This window comes from Caulobacter sp. CCNWLW153, from assembly GCF_036889365.1.
In the GTDB taxonomy this organism is placed as follows: Bacteria; Pseudomonadota; Alphaproteobacteria; order Caulobacterales; family Caulobacteraceae; genus Caulobacter; species Caulobacter radicis.
On record NZ_JBAKFV010000005.1, the window covers coordinates 215,990 to 236,819 of the forward strand.

8 protein-coding genes are annotated in these 20,830 nt (G+C 71.9%); 4 read left to right on the plus strand and 4 right to left on the minus strand.

The window, feature by feature from the left end:
• Positions 1-139: 139 nt before the first annotated feature.
• A complete protein-coding gene (locus tag V6S85_RS10335; protein WP_116564738.1) occupies positions 140-1,468 on the minus strand; it encodes a sugar MFS transporter in 1,329 nt (442 codons plus the stop codon).
• A gap of 129 nt (positions 1,469-1,597) precedes the next feature.
• On the opposite strand from V6S85_RS10335, the gene V6S85_RS10340 reads away from it, so the two are divergent.
• Positions 1,598-2,749 carry an aldose epimerase family protein gene (locus V6S85_RS10340; protein ID WP_334348880.1) on the plus strand — a complete coding sequence of 384 codons (1,152 nt, stop codon included), beginning with the start codon at positions 1,598-1,600 and terminating at the stop codon, positions 2,747-2,749.
• Between the two features lie 162 nt (positions 2,750-2,911).
• On the opposite strand, the gene V6S85_RS10345 is transcribed toward V6S85_RS10340, so the two are convergent.
• A complete protein-coding gene (locus V6S85_RS10345) occupies positions 2,912-5,323 on the minus strand; it encodes a glycoside hydrolase family 2 TIM barrel-domain containing protein (protein ID WP_334348881.1) in 2,412 nt (803 codons plus the stop codon).
• Positions 5,324-5,508: 185 nt separating this feature from the next.
• On the opposite strand from V6S85_RS10345, the gene V6S85_RS10350 reads away from it, so the two are divergent.
• On the plus strand, positions 5,509-5,721 hold the full coding sequence (locus V6S85_RS10350; protein ID WP_334348882.1) for a DUF2188 domain-containing protein: 213 nt from the start codon (positions 5,509-5,511) through the stop codon (positions 5,719-5,721).
• Positions 5,722-5,728: 7 nt separating this feature from the next.
• Here the strand turns inward: V6S85_RS10350 and V6S85_RS10355 are convergent, their stop codons facing one another.
• Together V6S85_RS10355 and V6S85_RS10360 are read right to left on the minus strand one after the other, a co-directional pair.
• Positions 5,729-6,427, minus strand: coding sequence for a DedA family protein (locus tag V6S85_RS10355; protein WP_334348883.1), 699 nt, complete (start codon positions 6,425-6,427; stop codon positions 5,729-5,731).
• A gap of 341 nt (positions 6,428-6,768) precedes the next feature.
• Positions 6,769-19,059: a hypothetical protein gene (locus V6S85_RS10360; RefSeq protein WP_334348884.1), complete on the minus strand. Its 12,291-nt coding sequence runs from the start codon at positions 19,057-19,059 to the stop codon at positions 6,769-6,771.
• 593 nt (positions 19,060-19,652) lie between these two features.
• Between V6S85_RS10360 and V6S85_RS10365 the strand changes: the two genes are divergently transcribed.
• On the plus strand, positions 19,653-19,835 hold the full coding sequence (locus V6S85_RS10365) for a Flp family type IVb pilin (protein ID WP_116563911.1): 183 nt from the start codon (positions 19,653-19,655) through the stop codon (positions 19,833-19,835).
• Between the two features lie 98 nt (positions 19,836-19,933).
• Positions 19,934-20,827 carry a Flp pilus assembly protein CpaB gene (cpaB, locus tag V6S85_RS10370; protein WP_116563913.1) on the plus strand — a complete coding sequence of 298 codons (894 nt, stop codon included), beginning with the start codon at positions 19,934-19,936 and terminating at the stop codon, positions 20,825-20,827.
• The last annotated feature ends 3 nt before the right edge of the window (positions 20,828-20,830 follow it).

A 20,830-nucleotide genomic window follows, 5' to 3' on the forward strand; every position in this document is an offset into this window, starting at 1 on the left:
AGACCTTAGAAACCTCATTCTGAGCCTGTCGAAGGACGAGGTTTCGCTCCCACAAGGCAAGAAGGCCTCGCACCCTGCGGTGCGAGGCCTTCTCTTTTGCACGACAGGCCGGGGAGCGGCCGACCGCTCCCCTCCCCGATCACTCGGCCGGAGCCGACTGGCTCTCGAGGGCCACGGGCTCTTCCTCGACCGTCGTCTTGCTGCCCCACAGGGCGTAGAACAGCACGTAGAGTTCGCAGACGGCGGTGAGCAGGAACGAGATCTGCAGGCCGTAGTGGTCGGCCAGGATGCCCTGCACGACCACCAGCGCGCCGCCGGCGATGGCCATGACCAGCAGGCCCGAACCCTCCTCGGTCAGGGCGCCCAGGCCCTTGATGCCCAGGGTGAAGATGGTCGGGAACATGATCGAGTGGAACAGGCCCACGGCGATCAGGCTCCACATGGCCACCGGGCCGCTGGCGAAGACGGTGATGATCATCACCACGAAGGCCAGGCTGGAGAAGATGGCCAGCACCTTGCCCGGATCGACCTTGCGCATCCAGAAGCTGCCGACGAAGCGTCCGACCATCATGCCGCCCCACAGCAGGAACAGGTAGTTGGAGGCCTCGGCGTGGGTCAGGTTGCCGATCTTGGGATCGGAGACGAAGTTGATGAACAGGTTGGAGACGCCGATTTCGGCGATCAGGTAGATGAAGATCGCCGGAATGCCGAGCATCAGGTTGCGGTGCTTCGACAGCGAATGCTTCTTGCGGTCCTCGGCGGCGACGCGGCGGGTCGAGCCGCCGATGTCGGGCAGCTTGTAGCGGGCGATGACCACGGCCAGGATCACCAGCACCACGGCGACGATGAAGTAGGGCAACTGAACCGACTGGGCGTCGGCCAGGCGCTCGGCCTGGGTCAGCACCTTGCCAGCCTCGGCGTTGCCCGAGGCGCTGCGGCTGAGGATCAGGTAGCCGCCGAACAGCGGGGCCAGGGTGGTGCCCATCGAGTTGAAGGCCTGCACCAGGTTCAGGCGTGAGGACGCCGTCTCCGACGGTCCGACCACGGCCACGTAGGGGTTGGCGGCCACCTGCAGCAGGGTGATGCCCGAGGCGATGATGAAGAGGGCCGTCAGCACCACGCCGTAGGACGGGATACGGGCGGCGGGGATCATCAGCAGCGCGCCGGCCGCCATGATCAAGAGGCCGGTGACCATCGACTTCTTGTAGCCGATGGCCTCGATCAGCTTGGCCGAGGGGATCGAGGCGAAGAAGTAGGCGATGAACCAGACCGACTCGATCAGGGTCGTCTGGGTGTAGCTGAGGTCGAACACCGAGCGCAGGTGCGGCAGCAGGGTGTTGTTGATGACCGTGATGAAGCCCCACATGAAGAAGAGGCTGGCCAGCAGCGTCAGGGCCGAGCGCTGGGCGCGCGGATCCCCGATGATGCTGCCGCCTTCCCCGGCGGAGCTGGTGATCGGTGCGGGCATTCCCGGGTCTCCCGTGTGGAGCCGCCGACGTCTTGACGTTGCGCGGCGATTTTTTGTCTGAGTATATGGCGGCCTATTGGCCGTCAACGCCGACAGAGAGCGCGAGCGGCCCGCCTGAGAGGAAACCCTATGAAGACCTGGCGCCACGCCCTGCCGAGCCTTGCCCTGTTCGCCGCCGCCGCGGCCGCGCCCCTGGCGGCCCAGAGCGCCGAAATCAGCCGCAAATCCTTCGGCCAGACGCCGGACGGCCAGGCCGTCGAGGCCATAACCCTGACGAATGGCAAGGGCGTCAGCGCCACGGTCATCACCTATGGCGCGACCCTGCAGGCCCTGGTCGCCCCCGACCGCGCAGGCAAGAAGGCCGACATCGTGCTCGGCTACAAGGACGCGGCCGAATACGTGAAGGCGGCCAACTATTTCGGCGGCTCGGTGGGCCGCTTCGCCAACCGCATCGGCAAGGGCCGGTTCACGCTGGACGGCAAGACCTACCAGCTGGCGCTCAACAACAATGGCGTGGCTGCGTTGCACGGCGGCGTCAAAGGCTTCGACAAGGTGGTCTGGACGGTGGTCGAGGCCAAGGCCGGTCCGGTCGCCTCGGTGACCTTCAAGCACGTCAGCCCCGACGGCGAGGAAGGCTATCCCGGCACGCTGACGGCGACGGCGACCTACGCCCTGGACGAACAGAACCAGCTGACGGTGACCTACGGCGCCACGACTGACAAGCCGACCATCGTCAACATCACCAACCACGCCCTGTTCAACGTCGCCGGCGAGGGCTCGGCCGACGGCGCCATGGGCAACGTGCTGACCATCCCCGCCGACGGCTACAGCCCGGTGGACGGCGAGTTGATCCCGACCGGCGAGACGACGCCGGTGGCCGGCACGGTGTTCGACTTCCGCAAGCCCAAGGCCGTGGGCGACCAGATCCGCGACGCCAGCGATCCGCAGATCGTCGCCGGCCGCGGCTACGACCACAACTACGTGCTGACGGGCAAGTCGGGCGGCGCTTTGCGTCTCGGGGCCAGGCTGGCCGATCCCAAGAGCGGCCGGGTGCTCGAGATCCTGACCGAGCAGCCGGGCATCCAGTTCTACGCCGGCAACTTCATCGACGGCACGACGATCGGCAAGAGCGGCAAGATCTATCGCCAGGGCGACGGCATCGCGCTGGAGCCGCAGCACTTCCCCGACGCGCCCAACAAGCCGCAGTTCGCGCCGGTTCGGCTGGATCCGGGCCAGACCTACAGGAACCAGATGGTCTTCCGGGTCACCACGGAAAAATGAGCAAAAAAGAAGCCCGGCGGTTACCCGCCGGGCTTAGTTCATTAGGGAGGAAACGCCCAGGAAGGGCAGAGGCGCTCGCGCCTCACGGGGTTGTAGTTAGCGCTACCAGCTGGGTTTTCAAGTCCCTTCCTGCGGAAAGTGACGCTTTGTCGCAGAACATGTTCACTGAACCGCTTTTAGCGAGACCTTGCCGGCCGCGAGACCCGGCGCGGAGGCGTTGACGGTCAGCGAAGCCCCCTCGCCCGCCCCGCGCACCAGCGCCACGGCCTTGCCCTGCCAGGCCTTGCGGGTCGGCGAGGCGAAGGCGGTGTGGTCGGTCGGGGCGGCGTTGTCCGCGACCACGAAGACCCCCGCGCCCGAGACCTGGAAGGTGATGGCGTCGTCGGCCGAGGGCACGACCACGCCCTTGGCGTCGACCACCCGGGCGCGGACGAAGGCCAGGTCGTCGAAACCCGTTCCTACCTTGTCGGTCTCGGCGGTCAGTTCGATGCGGGCCGGCTTGCCGGCGGTGCGCAGCACGTCCTCGAGCTTCACGCCCGGATCGCGGCAGGCGGCCTTCACCTCGCCGGGGGCGAAGGTGACGGTCCACTGGCGCGGCGAGGCGTCGGCCGGCAGGGCCTTGGCGCCCAGCCAGCGGCCGTTCAGCGAAACATCGACGCTGGCGCAGTTGGAATAGACCTCGATGGTCTCCTCGTGCGGCGACAGGTCCTGCGGCGTCCAGTCGTCGAAGATCGCGACCTTCGGCGGCGGGGTGGCGACGGCGACCATGGTCGGCAGGGCCGGCGCGGGACCGGCGCCGTCCGAGGAGGGCGGCGGCGCGGCCGGCAGAGCGTTGCGCACCACGTGCAGGACCGGCTTTTCAGCCCACCAGGAGGCCCGCTGCATGCCGACGATCTTCAGCGCGCCGGTGCGGTCGAGGATGCCGGCCGGGTTGTCGATGTTCGGCCAGCCGCTGCGGTCGGCCTCGCCGAGATAGTCGATGCCGGTCCACAGGAACATGCCGGCATAGGCCGGGTAGTCGCGCACGGCGACCCAGGAGGTGCGAGTCTTGCTGTTCTCGGTCCCGACGATGATCCGCGCGGGGTTCTGCTTGTGGGCGGCGATCAGCTCGTTCTCGCGGTAGTTCTGGCCGACCACGTCGAGCATGTCGGCGAAACCGTTCTGGTAGTCGCCGGTCACGTTGGGACGGAACAGGCCCATGGTCACCGGCCGGGTCGGGTCGGTGGCGTGCATGACGTTGAGCAGACTGGTCAGGGCCGCCTTGGCCTGGACCGGATAGGCGGTGTCATGGATCTCGTTGCCGGCGCTCCAGATGACGATGCTGGGGTGGTTGCGGTCGCGGCGGACCATGTCGCGGGCGTCGCGCTTGTGCCAGTCGCTGAAGAACAGGTGGTAGTCGCCGGGGGTCTTGGAGACGTTCCACTGGTCGAACAGTTCGTCCATGACCACGAAGCCCATCTGGTCGCAGAGATCCAGGAAGTCGGGCGATGGCGGGTTGTGGGCGGTGCGGATGGCGTTGACGCCCTGGGCCTTCAGGGCGGCCAGGCGCTGGCGCCAGACGTCCATCGGCACGGCCGCGCCGACAGCACCGCCGTCCATGTGCAGGGCCACGCCCTTGAGCTTGATGTTCCTGCCGTTCAGCCAGAATCCGCTGTCGGCCTTGAAGGCGGCCTCGCGCACGCCGAAGGGCACGGTCTCGGCGTCGAGGCCCGCCCCGCCCTCGCCCACCACGCGGATCTCGGCGCGATAGAGGTTGGGCGTCTCCAGGTCCCAGCGCTTGGGCGAGGCGATGTCGAGCGACAGCTTGAGCGTCTCGGTGCGGGCCGGATCGATGGCCACGGCGGGCACGGCGCCGCGGGCGACCTCCTTGCCCGCCGGGTCGCGCAGCACGACCTCGAGACCCGCCTTGGCCGCGCGGTTGGCGTCGTTGACCACGTCGACGGCGATGTCGGCGGCGGCCTTGCCCTCGGCGATCCTGGTGACGCTGACGAAGGCGCCGCCCTGTTCCACATGCTGGGCCGCGCTCTCGATCAGGCGAACCTTGCCGTAGACGCCCGAGCCCGCGTACCAGCGCGAGGACGGGGCGTGCTCGGTGTCGGCGCGGACGGCCAGGACGTTGGGGCCTTCGGCCTTGATGAAGTCGGTGATGTCGTAGCGCAGGCCCACGTAGCCGCTGGGGCGGTGGCCCAGGTGATGGCCGTTGATCCAGACGCCGCTGCGCTCCATCACCCCGTCGAGCTCGACATAGACCCGGCGGCCCGGCGCGGGCGGCTTGACGTCGAGCGTCTTGCGGTACCAGCCGATGCCGGTGGGCAGGAAGCCTCCCGCCCCGCCGGCGCGGGCCTTAATGTCGAACGGCCCGGCGATGGCCCAGTCGTGCGGCACCGAGACCTTGGCCCAGGCGCTGTCGTCGAAGGCCGCCTTCTCGGCGCCCTCGGGGTCGCCCTGAAAGAAGGTCCAGCCCTGCGCCAACGGCGTCGTGGCCCGATCAGCGGCGAAGGCCGGCAAAGCGCAGAGGCCGAGGACGGCCGCCAGGGCCAGGCGCGAGACGCCGCGCGTCGGGGAATGAGCCATCGTTTTCTCCCTGGGACGCGCCGAAACGCTAATCCCACATTTTGATATTTTGTGTCATTTTATGAAAACTCAGACAAAACGCCAGCCCCTGAAACACTTCGTCTCAAATAGGGTGAACGAGGCGGTGAACCCTTTGCCCAGGGCGGCGTTTGGCAGCCCGAGTTCAGCGTACGAAGGGGTACGACATGCCAGGGGTCGTCGATGTCGTTCCGTGTGAAGGCGGCTGGTGCGTGCGGGTTCACGCCACCGGCGAGGTGCTGCATTTCGCCGGCGGCGGCGAGGCCGAGCGGCGCGCGCGCAAGCTGGCGGCGGATGCTTCGGAACCGGTGGAGGTGCGAATCCACGACCGTGGCGGCCGCCTGATCGGGCGCTGGGTAGCCCAGGGCGCAGCGGCCTGAGAAGGCCTCAGGCGCGCTTGGGCTTCAGTTCGACGATCGGCGCGGCGCTCTCGGCCGAAGCCGAGGCGGCCTTGGCCTTGGCCTTGGCGGCGGCGACGCTGCGGCGCGAGGCGGCGAAGCGCAGCCCCACGAAGACGCCGAGCACCGTCACGGCGACGCCGGCGGCGATGGCCAGGCCCAGCTCGAGGCTGACGCCCGACAGGCTGCGGGCGGCCAGATATCCGGGGGCCAGCAGGCTGGCGATCCAGACCACGGCCGACAGCACGTTGGCGGTCTGGAAGGTCCACGACTTCATCTGAAGGATGCCGGCCATGATCGGCACGAAGGCCCGCAGCGGGCCGAAGAAGCGGCCGATGAAGATCGAGGCGACGCCGAAGCGACGGTTGAACAGCCGCGTGCGGGCGATGGTGCGGCGATGGTCGCGGAAGGCGGGGATGCGCAGCACGCGCGGACCCAGGCGACGACCCAGGGCGTAGGACACCGCATCACCCAACACCGCGCCGATGGTGCACCAGGCCAGGACCTCGAAGGGATCGAGCACGCCGCCGCCGATCAGGGTGCCGGCCAGCAGCATCAGGGCGGTCGCCGGCACGAAGGCGCCGATCAGAACGAGGGATTCAGCGAAGGTAAGGGCCCCAAGGATCAAGCCCGCCCAGCTCTGGTGCTCGGTGACGAAAGCGGCGACGGATTGAAGCAAATTGTCCATGGGGGTCCTTCGAGCCCCCACATGGAGATCAAGCCGCTTCGCCGCCAGAGCGTTGCGCGCCGTTGCGTCAATTAAACCCGACTGTGCCCCGGATGTCGCACCTTTGGGGACAACTTCGGGACGAGCCGTGCCGAAACGGCGCCGTCCCGAAGGTCCTTCAAGTCGTCATCCCGGCCGAAGCGAAGCGGAGAGCCGGGACCAAGAGGCAGCCGCACCGCATCGGCGACCGCTGCGGTACGCTGTCATTTGCCAAGCCCAGTCCCCCTGGGTTCCGGATAAGCGCTTCGCGCTTTCCGGGATGACGGGAGCTTGGGGTCGAGGGACTTCGACAAGCCTCCAGCCTAGAACCTCACCCGCAGGTTCAGGCCGGCGGCCTGGTTGCTGGTGCGGTCGCCGAACTCGGTGGTGTAGTTGAACTTCACCGAGACGCGGTCGTCGCCGATCACGTGTAGGTCGACGCCCGCGCGCCAGCCCGACTTGTCGAGCGCCGTGCGGATCCGCGCCGGATCGGACGAGGCGTTGGCGCCCAGCAGCTGGAACGGCATCTCTATCTTGTCGGTCGAGTTGAACAGGCCGCCGACGGTGAACGACACCGCCGCCTGGCTGCGGGTGGTTTCCTTCATGACGAAGCCGAGGGTCAGCTCGGGATTGGCCGTGCCGATCCACTGGGTGTCGGAAAGGCCCCGCGCGCCCAGGCCGTCCAGCCCGCGCTCCTCGAAGCGGCGCTGGTGCAGGCCCGTGCCCCAGACATTGAGCGCCGGACGCACGAACAGGCGACCGTTCTCCATGACGTAGGCGAAGCGGGCGTCGGCGCGGACATAGCCGCTTTCCGGATCGGACTCGGCCCGGCCGATGGTGAACACGTCGACGAGGCGCGCGGTCTCCATCCACTGCCAGCCGCCCGACAGCGAGAAGGCCATCTCGGCCCCGCCCGACCGGCGCTTGAAACCCGCACCGGCGCTGAAGCCCTGGCCCTGCGACCAGGAGCGGCCGCCATCGACCATGACCCGGTCGAGGCGCTCGTAGCCCACCGCCGTGGCGAACGACCAGCCGCCGTCCAGCGACTGCTCGAAGCCGCCGCGCAGGCGCCCGCCCTCGGCCTTGACGGCCAGGGTGTCGGCGTCGCGCTCGCCGTCGGCCACGGCCCGCTCGATCACCGCCCAGCTGCACTTGCCGTCGACCTGAAGGGTCGGATTGGCGCAGCCGAACAGCTGTTGCGAGAACCCGTTCGCCGACGCCAGCTGACTGCGCAGCGGGGCCAGGTGCGGCTCGGGATTGAGGCTGGCGAAGATCGCCTTGTAGGCGGCTTCCTGTCCGACCTGCAGGTTGCCGATCAGGGCCATCAGGCGGCCGATGCCGCCAGAGTCGCCCACCGCGATCGCCGAGTTCATGTGCTTGCCCAGCGCCCGCTCGTTCAGGGCCAGGAAGCCCTGGTCGAAGTGGGTGTCGAAGGCCAGTTGCACCGCGCCGCCGCTGGTCTGGACGCGGTAGTCCATGGCCAGGGTGTCGGTGACCTTGAAGCCTGCGTCGGTCACCGAGCCGCCCGCCGAGAACAGGGTCACCGGCTTGGCGTCCTGCAGCCAGGTCAGGGTGACGTCGCCGGTTCCGGCCAGGGCGACGTCGCCGGTGACGTCGACGCGGTCGGAGGCGTAGGGCCCGAAGGCGACGTCGAAGACCGAGCGGCCGGTCGCCGTCTGCACGAAGTGACCGTCGAGGGCCACCGTGTTGATCACCCGCGCGCCGTAATAGGCGTTGGTCCTGGCGTCGCCGAGACCGTCGAGGTTGGCGAAGGTCGCGCCGCCGGCCAGGTCGATCGGCACGCGCGAGGCCGACAGGCCCATCAGGAAGTCGCCGCTGTTGGTGAAGGTCGCAGCCCCGTTGGGCACGGCCTGGGCAGAGACGCCGAGGGTCGAAATCCCGCCGGCCGACGTCGACAGCGGGCCGGTTCCGGCCGGATCGCGCAGGTCGATGGTCTTGAAGGCCATGAAGGCCCCGCCGGACTGGTTGTCGAAGGCGTTGGTCCCCGCGCCCAGGTCGATGTCGCCGATGACGACGCCGCGATTGTCGACCCGCTCGTCGCCCTGGCCCGAGACGATGGCCTTGCCCGAGACGGCCGAGATCAGTCCGGTGTTGGCCAGGCCGTTGGCCGCGCCGCCGCTGATCTGGACGCCCGCACCGGTTCCCGAGCCGCCGCGCACCGAGCCGGTGGTGCGCACGGCGATGTTCCCAGCCCCGTCCGCGCCCAGGCTCTGGGCGAAGACGGCGGTGGAGTCGGTTCCGCCCGCATAGACCTGGCCGGCGAGCACGAGGTCGATCGCCCCGCCGGCGCCTGCGCCGCCGGCCGCGCCGGCGAACTTGCCGTCGACCCAGCCGCCGCCGCCGCCCAGGCTCTGGGCGACGACGCCATAGGCGCCGTTTCCGGTCGCGGCGATGTCGCCGGTCTGGCGGAAGTCGACATGGCCGCCGTCGCCGACGCCGCCGGTGTTCAGCGCCACGGTCGAAGCCGACGAGCCGCCGAAGGCCGCGCCGCCGCCGCCGCCGACCGACTGCAGGAAGACGCCGTGGGCGCCGGCCCCAGCCGTCTGGATCGCGCCACTGTTGGTCAGCACGACGTCGCCGCCGTCGCCGGCCGCGCCGCCGGTCCCGCCCAGGGCGACCGAAAGCTTGGGCGAACCGGTCACGTGCAGCTCGCCGCCGCCCGCGCCGATCGACTGGACGACCAGGCCCATGGCGTGGTCGCCCAGGGTGGTGACGCCGCCGGTGAAGGCGCCGGTGACCTGGCCGCCGGCCAGCCCGGAGCCGCCTTGCGCGCCGAGCGAGGCGGAGACGGTCGCGCCGCCTGCGCCCGCGCCGGAGAGATTGAGGCCCGCCGAACCGCCGCCGCCGCCGATCGACTGCAGGATCGCGCCCGAGGCGTTGGCCGCGGTGGTGGTGACCGCGCCGCCCTGGATGCGGGATACGCCGCCGCCGACCGCGTCGGTCTGGCCGGCGCCGCCCAGCGTCAGGCTGGTGGTCCCCAGCAAGGCGCCGGCCGGAACCGATAGATCGCCGGCGATGCGACCGCCGCCGCCGCCGACCGACTGGGCCAGAACGCCGGCGGTGTTGACGCCGGTGGTGACGATCTGGCCGGCGTGCTCGCTGGCGATCACGCCGCCGCCGACGTCCTGGCCGCCGGAGCCGCCGAGCGCCAGCTGGACCTTGGTGGCCACGGGGGCCTCGGCATTGGCCTCGTCGAGCTGGCCCGAGAGCAGCAGCTTGAGGTCGATGGCGCCGCCGCCGCCGCCGATCGACTGGGCGAACGAGGCCACGCCGTTCTTGCCGGCCGCGCCGAACGTGCCGGTGGTCTTGACGGTGACGAGACCGCCGGCCGCGCCGGAGACGTTCTCGGCCCCGGCCTTGGCGACGACCATCGGATCGACGCGGCCCGTAGAGCCGTCGGACATGATGTAGGGCTGGCCCGGCAGGCCGATAATGCCCGAGAAGTCGAGGCCGAGCGTGCCGCCGCCGCCGTTGATGCTCTCGGCCTTGATGGCCATGGCGCCGTCGCCGAGCACGGTGATGTCGCCCGAGTGGTTGACGGTGACCGCCCCGCCCTGCCCGCCCGAGCCGCCGCCGATGGCGCCGACCGTGGCGGCCAGGGCGTTGGACAGGATCAGGCTCTTGGCCTCGCCAGTCAGGCTGAAGGCCATCTGGGCGTCGCCGCCGCCGCCGCCGATGCTCTGGGCCACGATCCCGTGGGCGCGGGCGCCGGTGGTCAGGATGCGGCCGCTGTTGGTGACGACGACCTCGCCGCCGTCGCCGCCGTCGCCGCCGATCCCGCCCAGCGAGACCAGCGGGGCGTTGGAGAGCGCGCCGATCAGGAGGTTGGCGGCGATGACCATGCCGCCGTTGCCGCCGCCGCCGCCGATCGACTGGGCCAGCACGCCGTAGGCGTCGGCGCCGGTGGTCTGGATCAGGCCGGCGTTGTCGACCACGACCTTGCCGGCGGTGTTGCCGGTTCCGCCGACGCCGCCGATGTTGAGGCCGACCGAGGCGCTGTTCTCGCCGCTCTTGAGCGCCGTCAGCGACAGGATGGACGAGCCGTTGCCGCCGCCGCCGCCCAGGCTCTGGGCGAAGATCCCGTAGGCGCGCTCGCCGGAGGTGGAGATCGTGCCGCTGTCCTTGGCGCCGGCCACGGCGCGGTTGGTCACTGTGACGTCGCCGCCCGTGCCGCCGTCACCGCCGGCGCCGCCGATGTTCATGACGAAGCGGTGGCTCTGCTTGTCGCCGCCCGTCGCGCCGGCGACCGCCTCGACCACGATGCCGCCGTCGCCGCCGCCGCCGCCGATGCTATTGGCCGAAACGCCCGCCGCGCCGCGCCCCTCGGTGACGATCAGGCCGGTGTTGAGCACCTCGACCGCGCCGCCGGCGCCGCCGGTTCCGCCCGAGCCGCCGATGTTGAGGTCGAAGGAGTCGTTGCCGTTGGCGCCCTGGGCGCGGAGGTTCAGCACCGCGCCGCCGACGCCGCCGCCGCCGCCGATCGACTGGGCGCGAACGCCGAACGCGTCGTCGCCCTTGGTGTAGATCAGCCCGCTGTTGGCCACGTCGACCAGGCCGCCGACGGCGCCCGAGCCGCCCTTGCCGCCGACGCTGACCGTCGCCGTGCGGGTGGTGGTGTCGGCCGGCGCGCCGCCGAGCTGGATCTGGAGGGTGCGGGCCATGCCGCCCAGCCCGCCGCCGCCGCCGATGCTCTGGGCCAGCACGCCGTCGGAACGTGCGCCTTCGGTGACGATGGTCGCGGCGTTGTCGACCTCGACCTTGCCCGAGAGCGCGCCGACGCCGCCCTGGCCGCCGACCGCGACGCCGGCCGCGCCCGCGGCGCGGACGATGGTGGTGGCCGCCGAGCCGCCGGCTCCGCCGCCGCCGCCGATGCTCTGGGCGAAGATCCCCCGCGAGTCGTCGCCGCGCGTGGTCAGGGCGCCCTTGGCGCCGACCACGACGTCGCCGCCCTCGGCGCCCAGGCCGCCGTCGAGGCCGATGCTGAGCGAGCCGCTGTACGACTCCGCCTGGGGCCCCTGGCCGCGCGTGCCGTTGGCCGCGATGGTGGTGGTGCTTGAAGCGCCGCCGCCGCCGCCGATGCTCTGGGCGAAGATGGCCGAGGCCTCCGCGCCGGTGGTGTCGATGGTCCCGTCGGACGAGACGCGGACGTCGCCGCCCGTCCCGCCCGATCCGCCCTCGCGGCCGATGCTGATGCTGAGCGCGTTCTTGTTCAGCGCCCCCATGGCCATGCTGAGGGCGGTGTTGCCGCCGCCGCCGCCGATCGACTGCGCCCGCAGGCCGACCGAACCCTCGCCCTTGGTGACGATGGTCCCCAGGTGGTCGACCGCGACGTCGCCGCCGTCGCCGGCCGCGCCCGTTGCGCCGCCGACCGCCAGGTTCAGGGCGTTGGCGCCCTTGAGCACGCCCGCGCCGATGTTGAAGGCCGCGTCGCCGCCGCCGCCGCCGACGCTCTGGGCCAGCAGGCCGTCGCTGTGGGCGCCGTCGGTGACGATATTGCCCGCATGATCGACGTCGACCGCCTTGCCCGAACCGGCGCCCGCCCCGGAACCGCCGACGCTGATGATGGCGGCGACCGGATTGTCGGTCTTGTTGGCCACGGTGGCGGCGATGGTGAAGTTCATCCCGGCCGAGCCGCCGCCGCCGCCCACGCTCTGGGCGACGAGGCCGGCGGAGTTGTCGCCGAAGGTGCGGATCAGGCGGGCCTGCACCGCGCCGTCGTCGGCGTAGCCGCGCACGACCGTGACGGTCCCGGCGTCGCCGCCCGAGCCGCCCGAACCGCCGACGCCCAGCGCCACCGGATTGCCCGAGGGCGCGATGGCGCCCGTGGCGTTGATCCCGCCCACGCCGCCGCCGCCGCCGATCGACTGCACCAGGATCCCCCTGGCGCCGCCGGTGAACTCGACGGCCTCCAGGGTGTCCTCGCCGGCGGCCGGATTGGCCTTCAGCCGGCCGTTGACGATGACGTCGCCGAGGCTGGTCAGCGAGACGTCGCCGGCGTCGGCGCCGGTTCCGCCCTTGCCGCCGATCCCGACGGCGATGGCGAAGCCGTTCGAGGACGAGGTCGACTTGCCCATGTTGACGTCGGCCGCGACGTTGAGGCCGCCCGAGCCGCCGCCGCCGGCGACGCTCTGCACCAGGACGCCGATGGCCTCGACGCCTTCGACCCAGACCTGGCCGTCCTGGGCGACGGTGACGTCGCCGCTGATGTTGCCCGCGCCGCCGAAGCCGCCGATGCCGAAGACGACCGAGGGCTCGTCGCCCGAGGTGTCGGCGCTGATCCCGCCGGAGATGTTGATCCCGCCCGCGCCGCCGCCACCGCCGATCGACTGGGCCATCAGGCCGCGTGACCGGTCGCCGGCCGCGAACAGGTTGGCCGTGACGTCGACCTCGACGTCCTTGCCCTTGCCGCCGTCGCCGCCGAAGCCGCCGACGCCGGCCACGAGCTGACCGTCCATGGCGATGCCGCCGGAGACGTTGACGCCGCCCGCGCCGCCGCCGCCGCCGATCGACTGGGCGACCGCCGCGTAGCGGTCGTCGCCGACGGCGGTGACCTGCACGTAGTCGGCGGCGGGACCGGCGATGGTCAGGTCCACCGCGCCGGCGTCGCCGCCCGCCCCGCCGAAGCCCCCGATGCCCAGCGAGATCGCCCGGCTGCTCGAGGAGCCGCCCGGCTTGGTCAGCGACAGCTGGCCGGTGACGTTGAGGCCGCCCGAACCGCCGCCGCCGCCCACGCTCTGGGCCACGACGCCGTTGGAGCCGTTGAGGCGCGTGCGGTCGGCGGGGATGGTGAACTCGAAGTCCGAGCCGAGCAGCGGGATCTTGATCACCTGCTCGGGCGTGGTGATGTCGGACTCCAGGCCCTGGGCCCAGACATTGCCGGTGACGCTGGCCTTGACGTCGCCCGCATCGCCGCCGTCGCCGCCGAAGCCGCCCAGGCCGAAGCCGAAGCTGCCGGCCGATCCCTTGGTGGTCGCAGACAGGCCGCCAGCGACGTTGATGCCGCCCTGGCCGCCGCCGCCGGCGACGCTCTGGGCGATGATCCCGTCGGAATTGGCGCCGTCGGTGAGGGTGTCGCCGACGCGGGTCAGGGTCACCGCGCCGGAGTCGCCGCCCGAACCGCCGAAGCCGCCGATGCCGACCGAGCCCGTGCCCGCCGTACCGGCGCTGACCGCGACCGCGCCCGAGACGTTCAGGCCGCCCGAACCGCCGCCGCCGCCGATCGACTGGGCCACCACGCCGTCGGCCTCGTCGCCCGAGGTCTGGTAGCGGCCGGTCACGGTTCCGGTCACGTCCTTGGCGTCGCCGCCGCCGCCGCCGAAGCCGCCGACGCCCAGGCCGATGGCCACGGCGGCGTTGTTGCTGGCCGACAGGGCGACCGAGCCGCTGACGTTGATGCCGCCGTTGCCGCCGCCGCCGCCCAGGCTCTGCAACATGGCGCCGAACGCGCCGTCGCCCTGCGTGGTGACGTCGCCGGTGAGCACGCCCTTGACGATGTCGGCGTCGCCGCCGCCGCCCCCGAAGCCGCCCAGGCCGAACCCGATGGCGCCGTTGGCGCCCTGCGAGGCGCTGACTAGGCCCGTGACGTTGAAGCCCCCCGAACCGCCGCCGCCGCCCACGCTCTGCAGAAGGGCGCCGTGGGCGTCGTCGCCCTTGGTCCAGATGTTACCCGTCAGGAAGGCGTCGACCTCGCCGGCCTTACCGCCGTCGCCGCCGAAGCCGCCGACCCCTACGCCCAGCGTGCCGGTTCCGCCGCCGCTGGCGGCCAGGCTGACCCCGCCGGTGATGTTGAAAGCGCCCGCGCCGCCGCCGCCGCCCAGGCTCTGATAGCTGACGCCGAAGGCGCGATCGCCTTCGGTCACGATGTCGCCCGTGACGCCGCCGTCGACCCTGCCCGCGTCGCCGCCCTTGCCGCCGAAGCCGCCCACGCCGACCAGGATGTTGCCGGCCACGGTCTTGGAGGCCGCGATGCCGCCGGTGACGTTGAAGCCGCCGCTGCCGCCGCCGCCGCCCACGCTCTGGACCAGCACGCCCGAGGCGTCCGCGCCCTTGGTCCCGACGTCGCCCGTGATCCTGCCGGTGACGGCCTTGCCGTCGCCGCCGTCGCCGCCGCCGCCGCCCACGCCGACCCCGATGTTGCCCGCGCCGTTCTTGGCCGCGGAGAAGCCGCCCGCGATGGTGAAGCCGCCGGCGCCGCCGCCGCCGCCCACCGACTGGGCGACGATGGCGCGCGCGCCCTCGCCCTCGGTCACCGCCGCGATCAGGTCGCCCAGCGGATCGGCCGCGCCGTCATTGACATTGAGGGTGACCTTGTCGGCGTCGCCGCCCTTGCCGCCAGAACCGCCGACGGCGACGCTGACCGTGCCCGCGCCGTTGGCCGAAACGCCGATGCCGGCCGCGACCGAGAAGCCGCCCGAGCCGCCGCCGCCGCCCACGCTCTGGGCGATGATGGCGTCGCTGTGCGCGCCCCTGGTGGCCGTGGTTCCGATGACGTCGAGACGGACCTCGCCGCCCTTGCCGCCGTCGCCGCCGCTGCCGCCGACCCCGACGCTGATGCCGCCCGCCGCCGTGGCCGCGCCGCCGATCGAACCGGCGACGTTGAAGCCGCCGCTGCCGCCGCCGCCGCCGATGCTCTGGGCCACCACGCCGTCGGCGTCCGCGCCTTCGGTCAGGGTGTCGCCGATCATCTTGCCGACGACCAGCATGCCGTCGCCGCCGCCGCCGCCAGCGCCGCCGACGCCGACCGAGATCCCCGCCCCGGCCGTCTGGCCCACGCCGATGGCGCCGGAGACGTTGAAGCCGCCCGAGCCGCCGCCGCCGCCCACGCTCTGCACCAGCAGGCCGCCGGACTGGTCGCCCTTGGTGTGGATGTCGCCCTCGACGGTACCGGTGGCGGCGCCAGCGTTGCCGCCCTTGCCGCCCGAGCCGCCCACGCCGACCGAGACCCCGACGCCGGCCGTGCCGCCGCCGCCGATCGATCCGGCCACGTTGAAGCCGCCCGAGCCGCCGCCGCCGCCGATGCTCTGCACGATCACGGCCGTCGAGCGCTTGCCGCTGGTGGAGACGTCGCCGCCGATGCGGCCGGTGGCGGAGTCGCCGATACCGCCGTCGCCACCGCTGCCGCCAACGCCCGCCGAAGCGCCGACGCCGGCCGTGCCGGCCACGGCGATCGCGCCCGAGACGTTGAAGCCGCCGCCGCCGCCGCCGCCGCCGACCGACTGGATCAGCGCGCCGATGGCGTCGTCGTCGCCCGTGGTGATGGCGCCGTCGAAGTCGACATCGACCACGCCGCCCTTGCCGCCCTTGCCGCCGCTGCCGCCGACGCCCACGGCCGCCGAGGCCGAAGCCGCCCCCGCCCCCGCGCCCGCGAAGCTGACGGTGTAGCCGCCGTTGCCGCCGCCGCCGCCCACGCTCTGGGCGACGAGGCCGGTCGAGAACTTGCCTTCGGTGAGGATCGCGCCGCCGGACTTGATGTCGACCAGCCCGCCTTCGCCGCCGTCGCCGCCCTTGCCGCCCAAGGCGACCGAGAACGCGGCCGCCGCCGTCTCGCCGGCCGCGAAGGCGAACGAGAGCGCAAAGCCGCCCGAGCCGCCGCCGCCGCCCACCGATTGGGCGAACAGGCCTTCGGAATAGTCGCCCTTGGTCAGGATCAGGACGTCGCCGTCGATGTCGACCGTGCCGCCCTTGCCGCCGGCTCCGCCGCGACCGCCCACCGCCGCGCTGGCCCCGACGCCGTAGCCGGCCGAGACCTGGGCCGCAAAGCCGCCCGAGCCGCCGCCGCCGCCCACGCTCTGGGCGAAAATCCCTCGCGCACGATCGCCGCCGGTGACGATCAGCGGATCGACGAGGCTGGTGGAGCCGCCGCTGGTGACCGCGCTCTTGGAAAGATCGATGTCGACAGCGCCGCCCTCGCCGCCCAGCGAACCGTCGCCGCCGATGGCGACGCCCGCGAAGGCGCTGATCGAGACGCTGGAACCGCCGCTGCCGCCGCCCCCGCCGACGCTCTGGGCGAAGATGCCGTGGGAATCGTTGCCGCCGGTGAAGATGTCGCCCGCATGCTTGACGGTGACGACGCCCGAACCGCCGCCGGTATTGCCGCCGCCGCCGATGGTCAGGAAGACGCCGCCCGTGCTGCCGCCGTCGCCGCCGCCGCCGCCGACGCTCTGGGCCTGGATGGCGCTGGAGAGGTCGCCCTTGGTGGTGATCGCGCCGGTATTGGCGACGGTGACCGCGCCGCCGGTGCTGGCCGCGCCGCCCTTGCCGCCGATGGTGACCAGGCCGCCGCCGTCGCCGCCCGAGCCGCCGCCGCCGCCCACCGACTGGGCGAAGACGCCGCGCGCCTTGTCTCCGGTCGTCTCGACGACGCCGCCGTTGGTGACGGTGACCGCGCCGCCCGCGCCGCCGCCGCCGGCCGTGCCGCCCAGGGCCACGACGCCGCCGGAGCTGGCGCCGCTGCCGCCGCCACCGCCCACGCTCTGGGCGAAGATGGCGTCGGCGCCCTGCTTGGCGGTCTTCACCGAGCCGCCGGCGCCCGTCGTGACGGTGACCGCGCCGCCGGCGCCGCCGGCCGCGCCGGAGCCGCCCAGCGAGACGAGGCCGCCCGTGCCGGAGGCCGCGCCGCCGCCCCCGCCCACGCTCTGGGCGAAGATCCCGCGGGAGTCGACGCCGTCGGTCGAGACCACGCCGCCGCTGAAGACCTCGACCGTTCCGGCCACGCCGCCGGCGTCGCCCTTGGCGCCCAGGGAAACGAGGCCGCCGCTGACGCCGGCGCTGCCGCCGCCCCCGCCCACCGACTGGGCGAAGATCGCATGGGCGTCGGCGCCCTTGGTGGAGACGGCCGCGCCACTCTCGACGGTGACCTTGGCCAGGCCGCCCGCGCCGCCGGCGCCGCCGCCCGATCCGAGGGCCACCAGGCCGATGGAGACGCCGCCGTTGCCGCCGCCGCCGCCGACGCTCTGGGCGAACAGGGCGTGCGCGCCCTGGCCCTCGGTCGTCGTGGACGAGCCGGTCTTGGCGACGATCTCGGCCCTGCCCCCGACCCCGCCAGCCTTGCCGGTGTCGCCGAAGGTGACGATGCCGCCCGCGTCGCCGGCGTTGCCGCCCGAGCCGCCGATCGACTGGGCCAGCACGCCGTGGGCGTCCTTGCCCCTGGTCTGGACGAGGCCCGCCTGCTGGACCAGCACCGCGCCGCCGTTGCCGCCGACCGTGCCGGAACCGGCGTCGCCGATGATGCCGTAGCTGTCGCCGCCGCCCCCGGCCGCGCCGCCCAGGCTCTGGGCCAGGATGCCGATCGCCCCGGCCTTGCCGGTGTAGATGGCGCCGGTGTTGGTGACGGTGACCGCGCCGCCCTGCCCGGCCGAGCCGCCCGTGCCGCCGTCGCCGGCGATGTAGCCCGTACCGCCCTGGCCGCCCTTGCCGCTGCGGCTCTGGGCGAAGATGCCGTGAGCGTTAACCCCGTCGGTGACGATGGTCACCGCGCTGCTCAGGGTGACGGTTCCGCCGACCCCGGCCGCGCCGCCGGCCGCGCCCTTGAGGTTGCCGAAGGCGTCGCCGCCCTCGCCGCCGTCGCCGCCGACGCTGGAGACCACAACGCCGGGCAGGTTGTCGGAGACGACCTGGATGTTCCCGTTGTTGGCCAGCGTCAGGTCGTGGCTGACGGCGGGCCCGGCCTGGCCGGCGCCGCCGCTGCTGGGTGGATAGCCGATGGTCGCGCAGCCGATGAACGGAATGCAGATCCGCACGCCGCCGCCGTCGTGCCCGTTGCCGCCGTTGGCCCCGAACTTGGAGTCGGCGAAGGTGTTGACGTCGCCAGTGGCCGGCGTGAAGGCGAAGCTGCCCGCGCCGCTGCCGCCCGTTCCCGGCGGGGTGGTGACATTGCCGATGTCGGTCGACTTGTTGGTGACGACGGCCAGGCTCGAGCTCGCCCCCGAGACGGCCTCCTTGACGGTGACGCCGACCACCCGATTGTCGGCGTTCTTGGTGACGGCGGTCACCTCGTAGGCCTTGCTGGTCTGCGGGTCGGTGAAGGTGTCGCCGACCGTGGTCGCCAGGAGGATGATGTTGCCCGCCTCGGTGCGGACCGCGACGGTGGTCAGCTTCTCGACCACCTTCTCGCTGGCGCCCGACACCGGGTTCACGATCATGTCGCCGACACTATAGACCGGCAGAGCGCCCATCAGGGCGATGGAGACGGCCGAGGATCCCATCAGCGCCGGGCCCAGGCCCGCGCCCGTATCGCGGGCGGCGGCGGCCATCGGCGCGGTCAGCACCGCGCCGGCGGTGACGATCATGGCCAGGCGCTTCAGGCGCTTGGCGAAGCGTGAGCCGGCGATCGTGGTCTCGGCGACGGGCGCCTCGGGCGCGGCGGGATCGTCCTTGGCCAGGGCCAGGCGCTCGGCCAGGCGGCCGAGGGCGGCCTTTAGCGACGCGGCGTCGGGATCGCCGCGCAGCGACAAGGTCTGGACGAGGCCGAGAACCTGGGCGGCGGCCGAGGCGGCTTCGCTGCGGGAAAGGCCCTCGGTCTCGATGGCGTGGATCAGTTGATCGACGAGCGCGGCGGCCTGGGCCAGCCGGGAAATGGTTTGCTTCTTCGCCACGTTCCGATCCCCCAGGCGCCAAACCGTGACTGGATGGTGATATTCGAATTCACAAACCAGCAGTTTCTCTCCGGAGTTGACGGGCATGGCGGTGACAATCGGCACGTCACGCCGGAAGGACGGTCTACGCCCCGGGGCGTCATCCTGTCGCACCACCCTGCGGCGCTGAGAAAAAATACCAATTAATTCAAAGGGAAAACCGCATCAAGTGCGCCTGCCCGCCCTTCGGCGGGGGTGCGCTGCATGACGTTCGAGGCCGCCAACCCGACACCCCCAAATTGAGTAATACAACCCATGGCCGATGTATCGCTACAGCTCGCCAAGCGAAAAGCTCGCATTGACAACCTACCGGCGGGCACTACCTCCACACACCCGGAAGAATACTCGCCAAACAAGCGACGTTTGCGCCTCAAATACTGAAAAATAGTGCGTTTTACATACGCGCCGCCACCCGCCGTACCGATTTCATATTAAAGCGACCGGTGTATTTACTTACCAAACCGTTAAGCCGCTAATTCAGGGCGAAGGGGGAAACCTCTTCTTTGTCCGCGAACAAAGATGCGCGGTTGAGAAAACTTAGAGGAGGATACGACATGAATACTCTGCGCGATCTGATCTTCGAAGAAGACGGCGCGGCCGCGGCCGAATACGCCCTCATCCTGGCCATCATCGGCAGCGCCATCGCCGTCGCCGCCGTGCTGCTGGGCACCAACATCGGCACCGCCATCACGGACGCCGCCACCTGCGTGGCCAATCCGTCGGCCGCCAACTGCTGAACCAAGTCGTCGGCGGCGCGGGGCGGCAAGCCGCGTCGCCGACCCATGGCGGTGAGCCAGGACAGGCTCCCTGCTGACGTGGGGAGGGGGTTGCAACAATGCAGACGAAGACCGTCATATCCCTTGGCGCGGCCGCTGTGCTGGGCCTGGGCGCCGTGCTCGCCGCACGGGTCTATATGAGCGCCGGGCGCGTAGACGCCCCGGTGATCAAGGAAACCGGCTCGACGCCCGTCGTCGTGGCCTCGCAGCCTCTGGCGAGAGGCTTCAAGCTCCAGTCCGCCGTGCTCAAGGTCGCGCACTATCCGACCGACGCCGTGCCGGCCGGCGCCTTTCGTTCCATTCCGGAGGCCGCTTCAGGCCCGGGCGGCGCGCGCATCGCCCTGAAGGACATCGCCGCCAATGAGCCGATCCTGGCCGACCGCGTGTCGGGCTCGGGCGGCCGCTCCAACCTCGCCAGCTCGCTGGGCGAAGGCATGCGAGCGGTGTCGCTGCGGGCCAACGACGTCGCCGGCGTCGGCGGGTTCGTGCTGCCGGGCGACCGGGTGGACGTGCTGCTGACCCGCAGCAAGGACAACAACCAGCCCGAGACCAGCCTGACCCAGGTGCTGGCCGAGAACGTCCGCGTCGTCGGCGTCGACCAGTCCGACGACCAGGGCGCCGACAAGCCGGTGGTGGTCAAGGCGATCACCGTCGAGGTCACGCCCGACCAGGCCCAGGCCATCACCCTGGCCCAGGCGGTCGGCGCGGTGTCGCTGGCCCTGCGCCAGATCTCCGACCAGGCGCCGCTGGGCCGCCGGACCATGACGCTGGCGGACCTGTCGCGAGGCATGGGCCCCACCCAGGTCAACACCCCCGCGCCGACGCCCGTCCGAGCGGTCGCCCCCCGCCGCCCCGCGGCGCCGCGACCGGCCGCCTCGTCCATGCCGCCGTCGTCGACCGAGGTCCGCGTGACCCGCGGCGTCGAGACGACCGGCTATCGGGTGGGGCTGTGACCA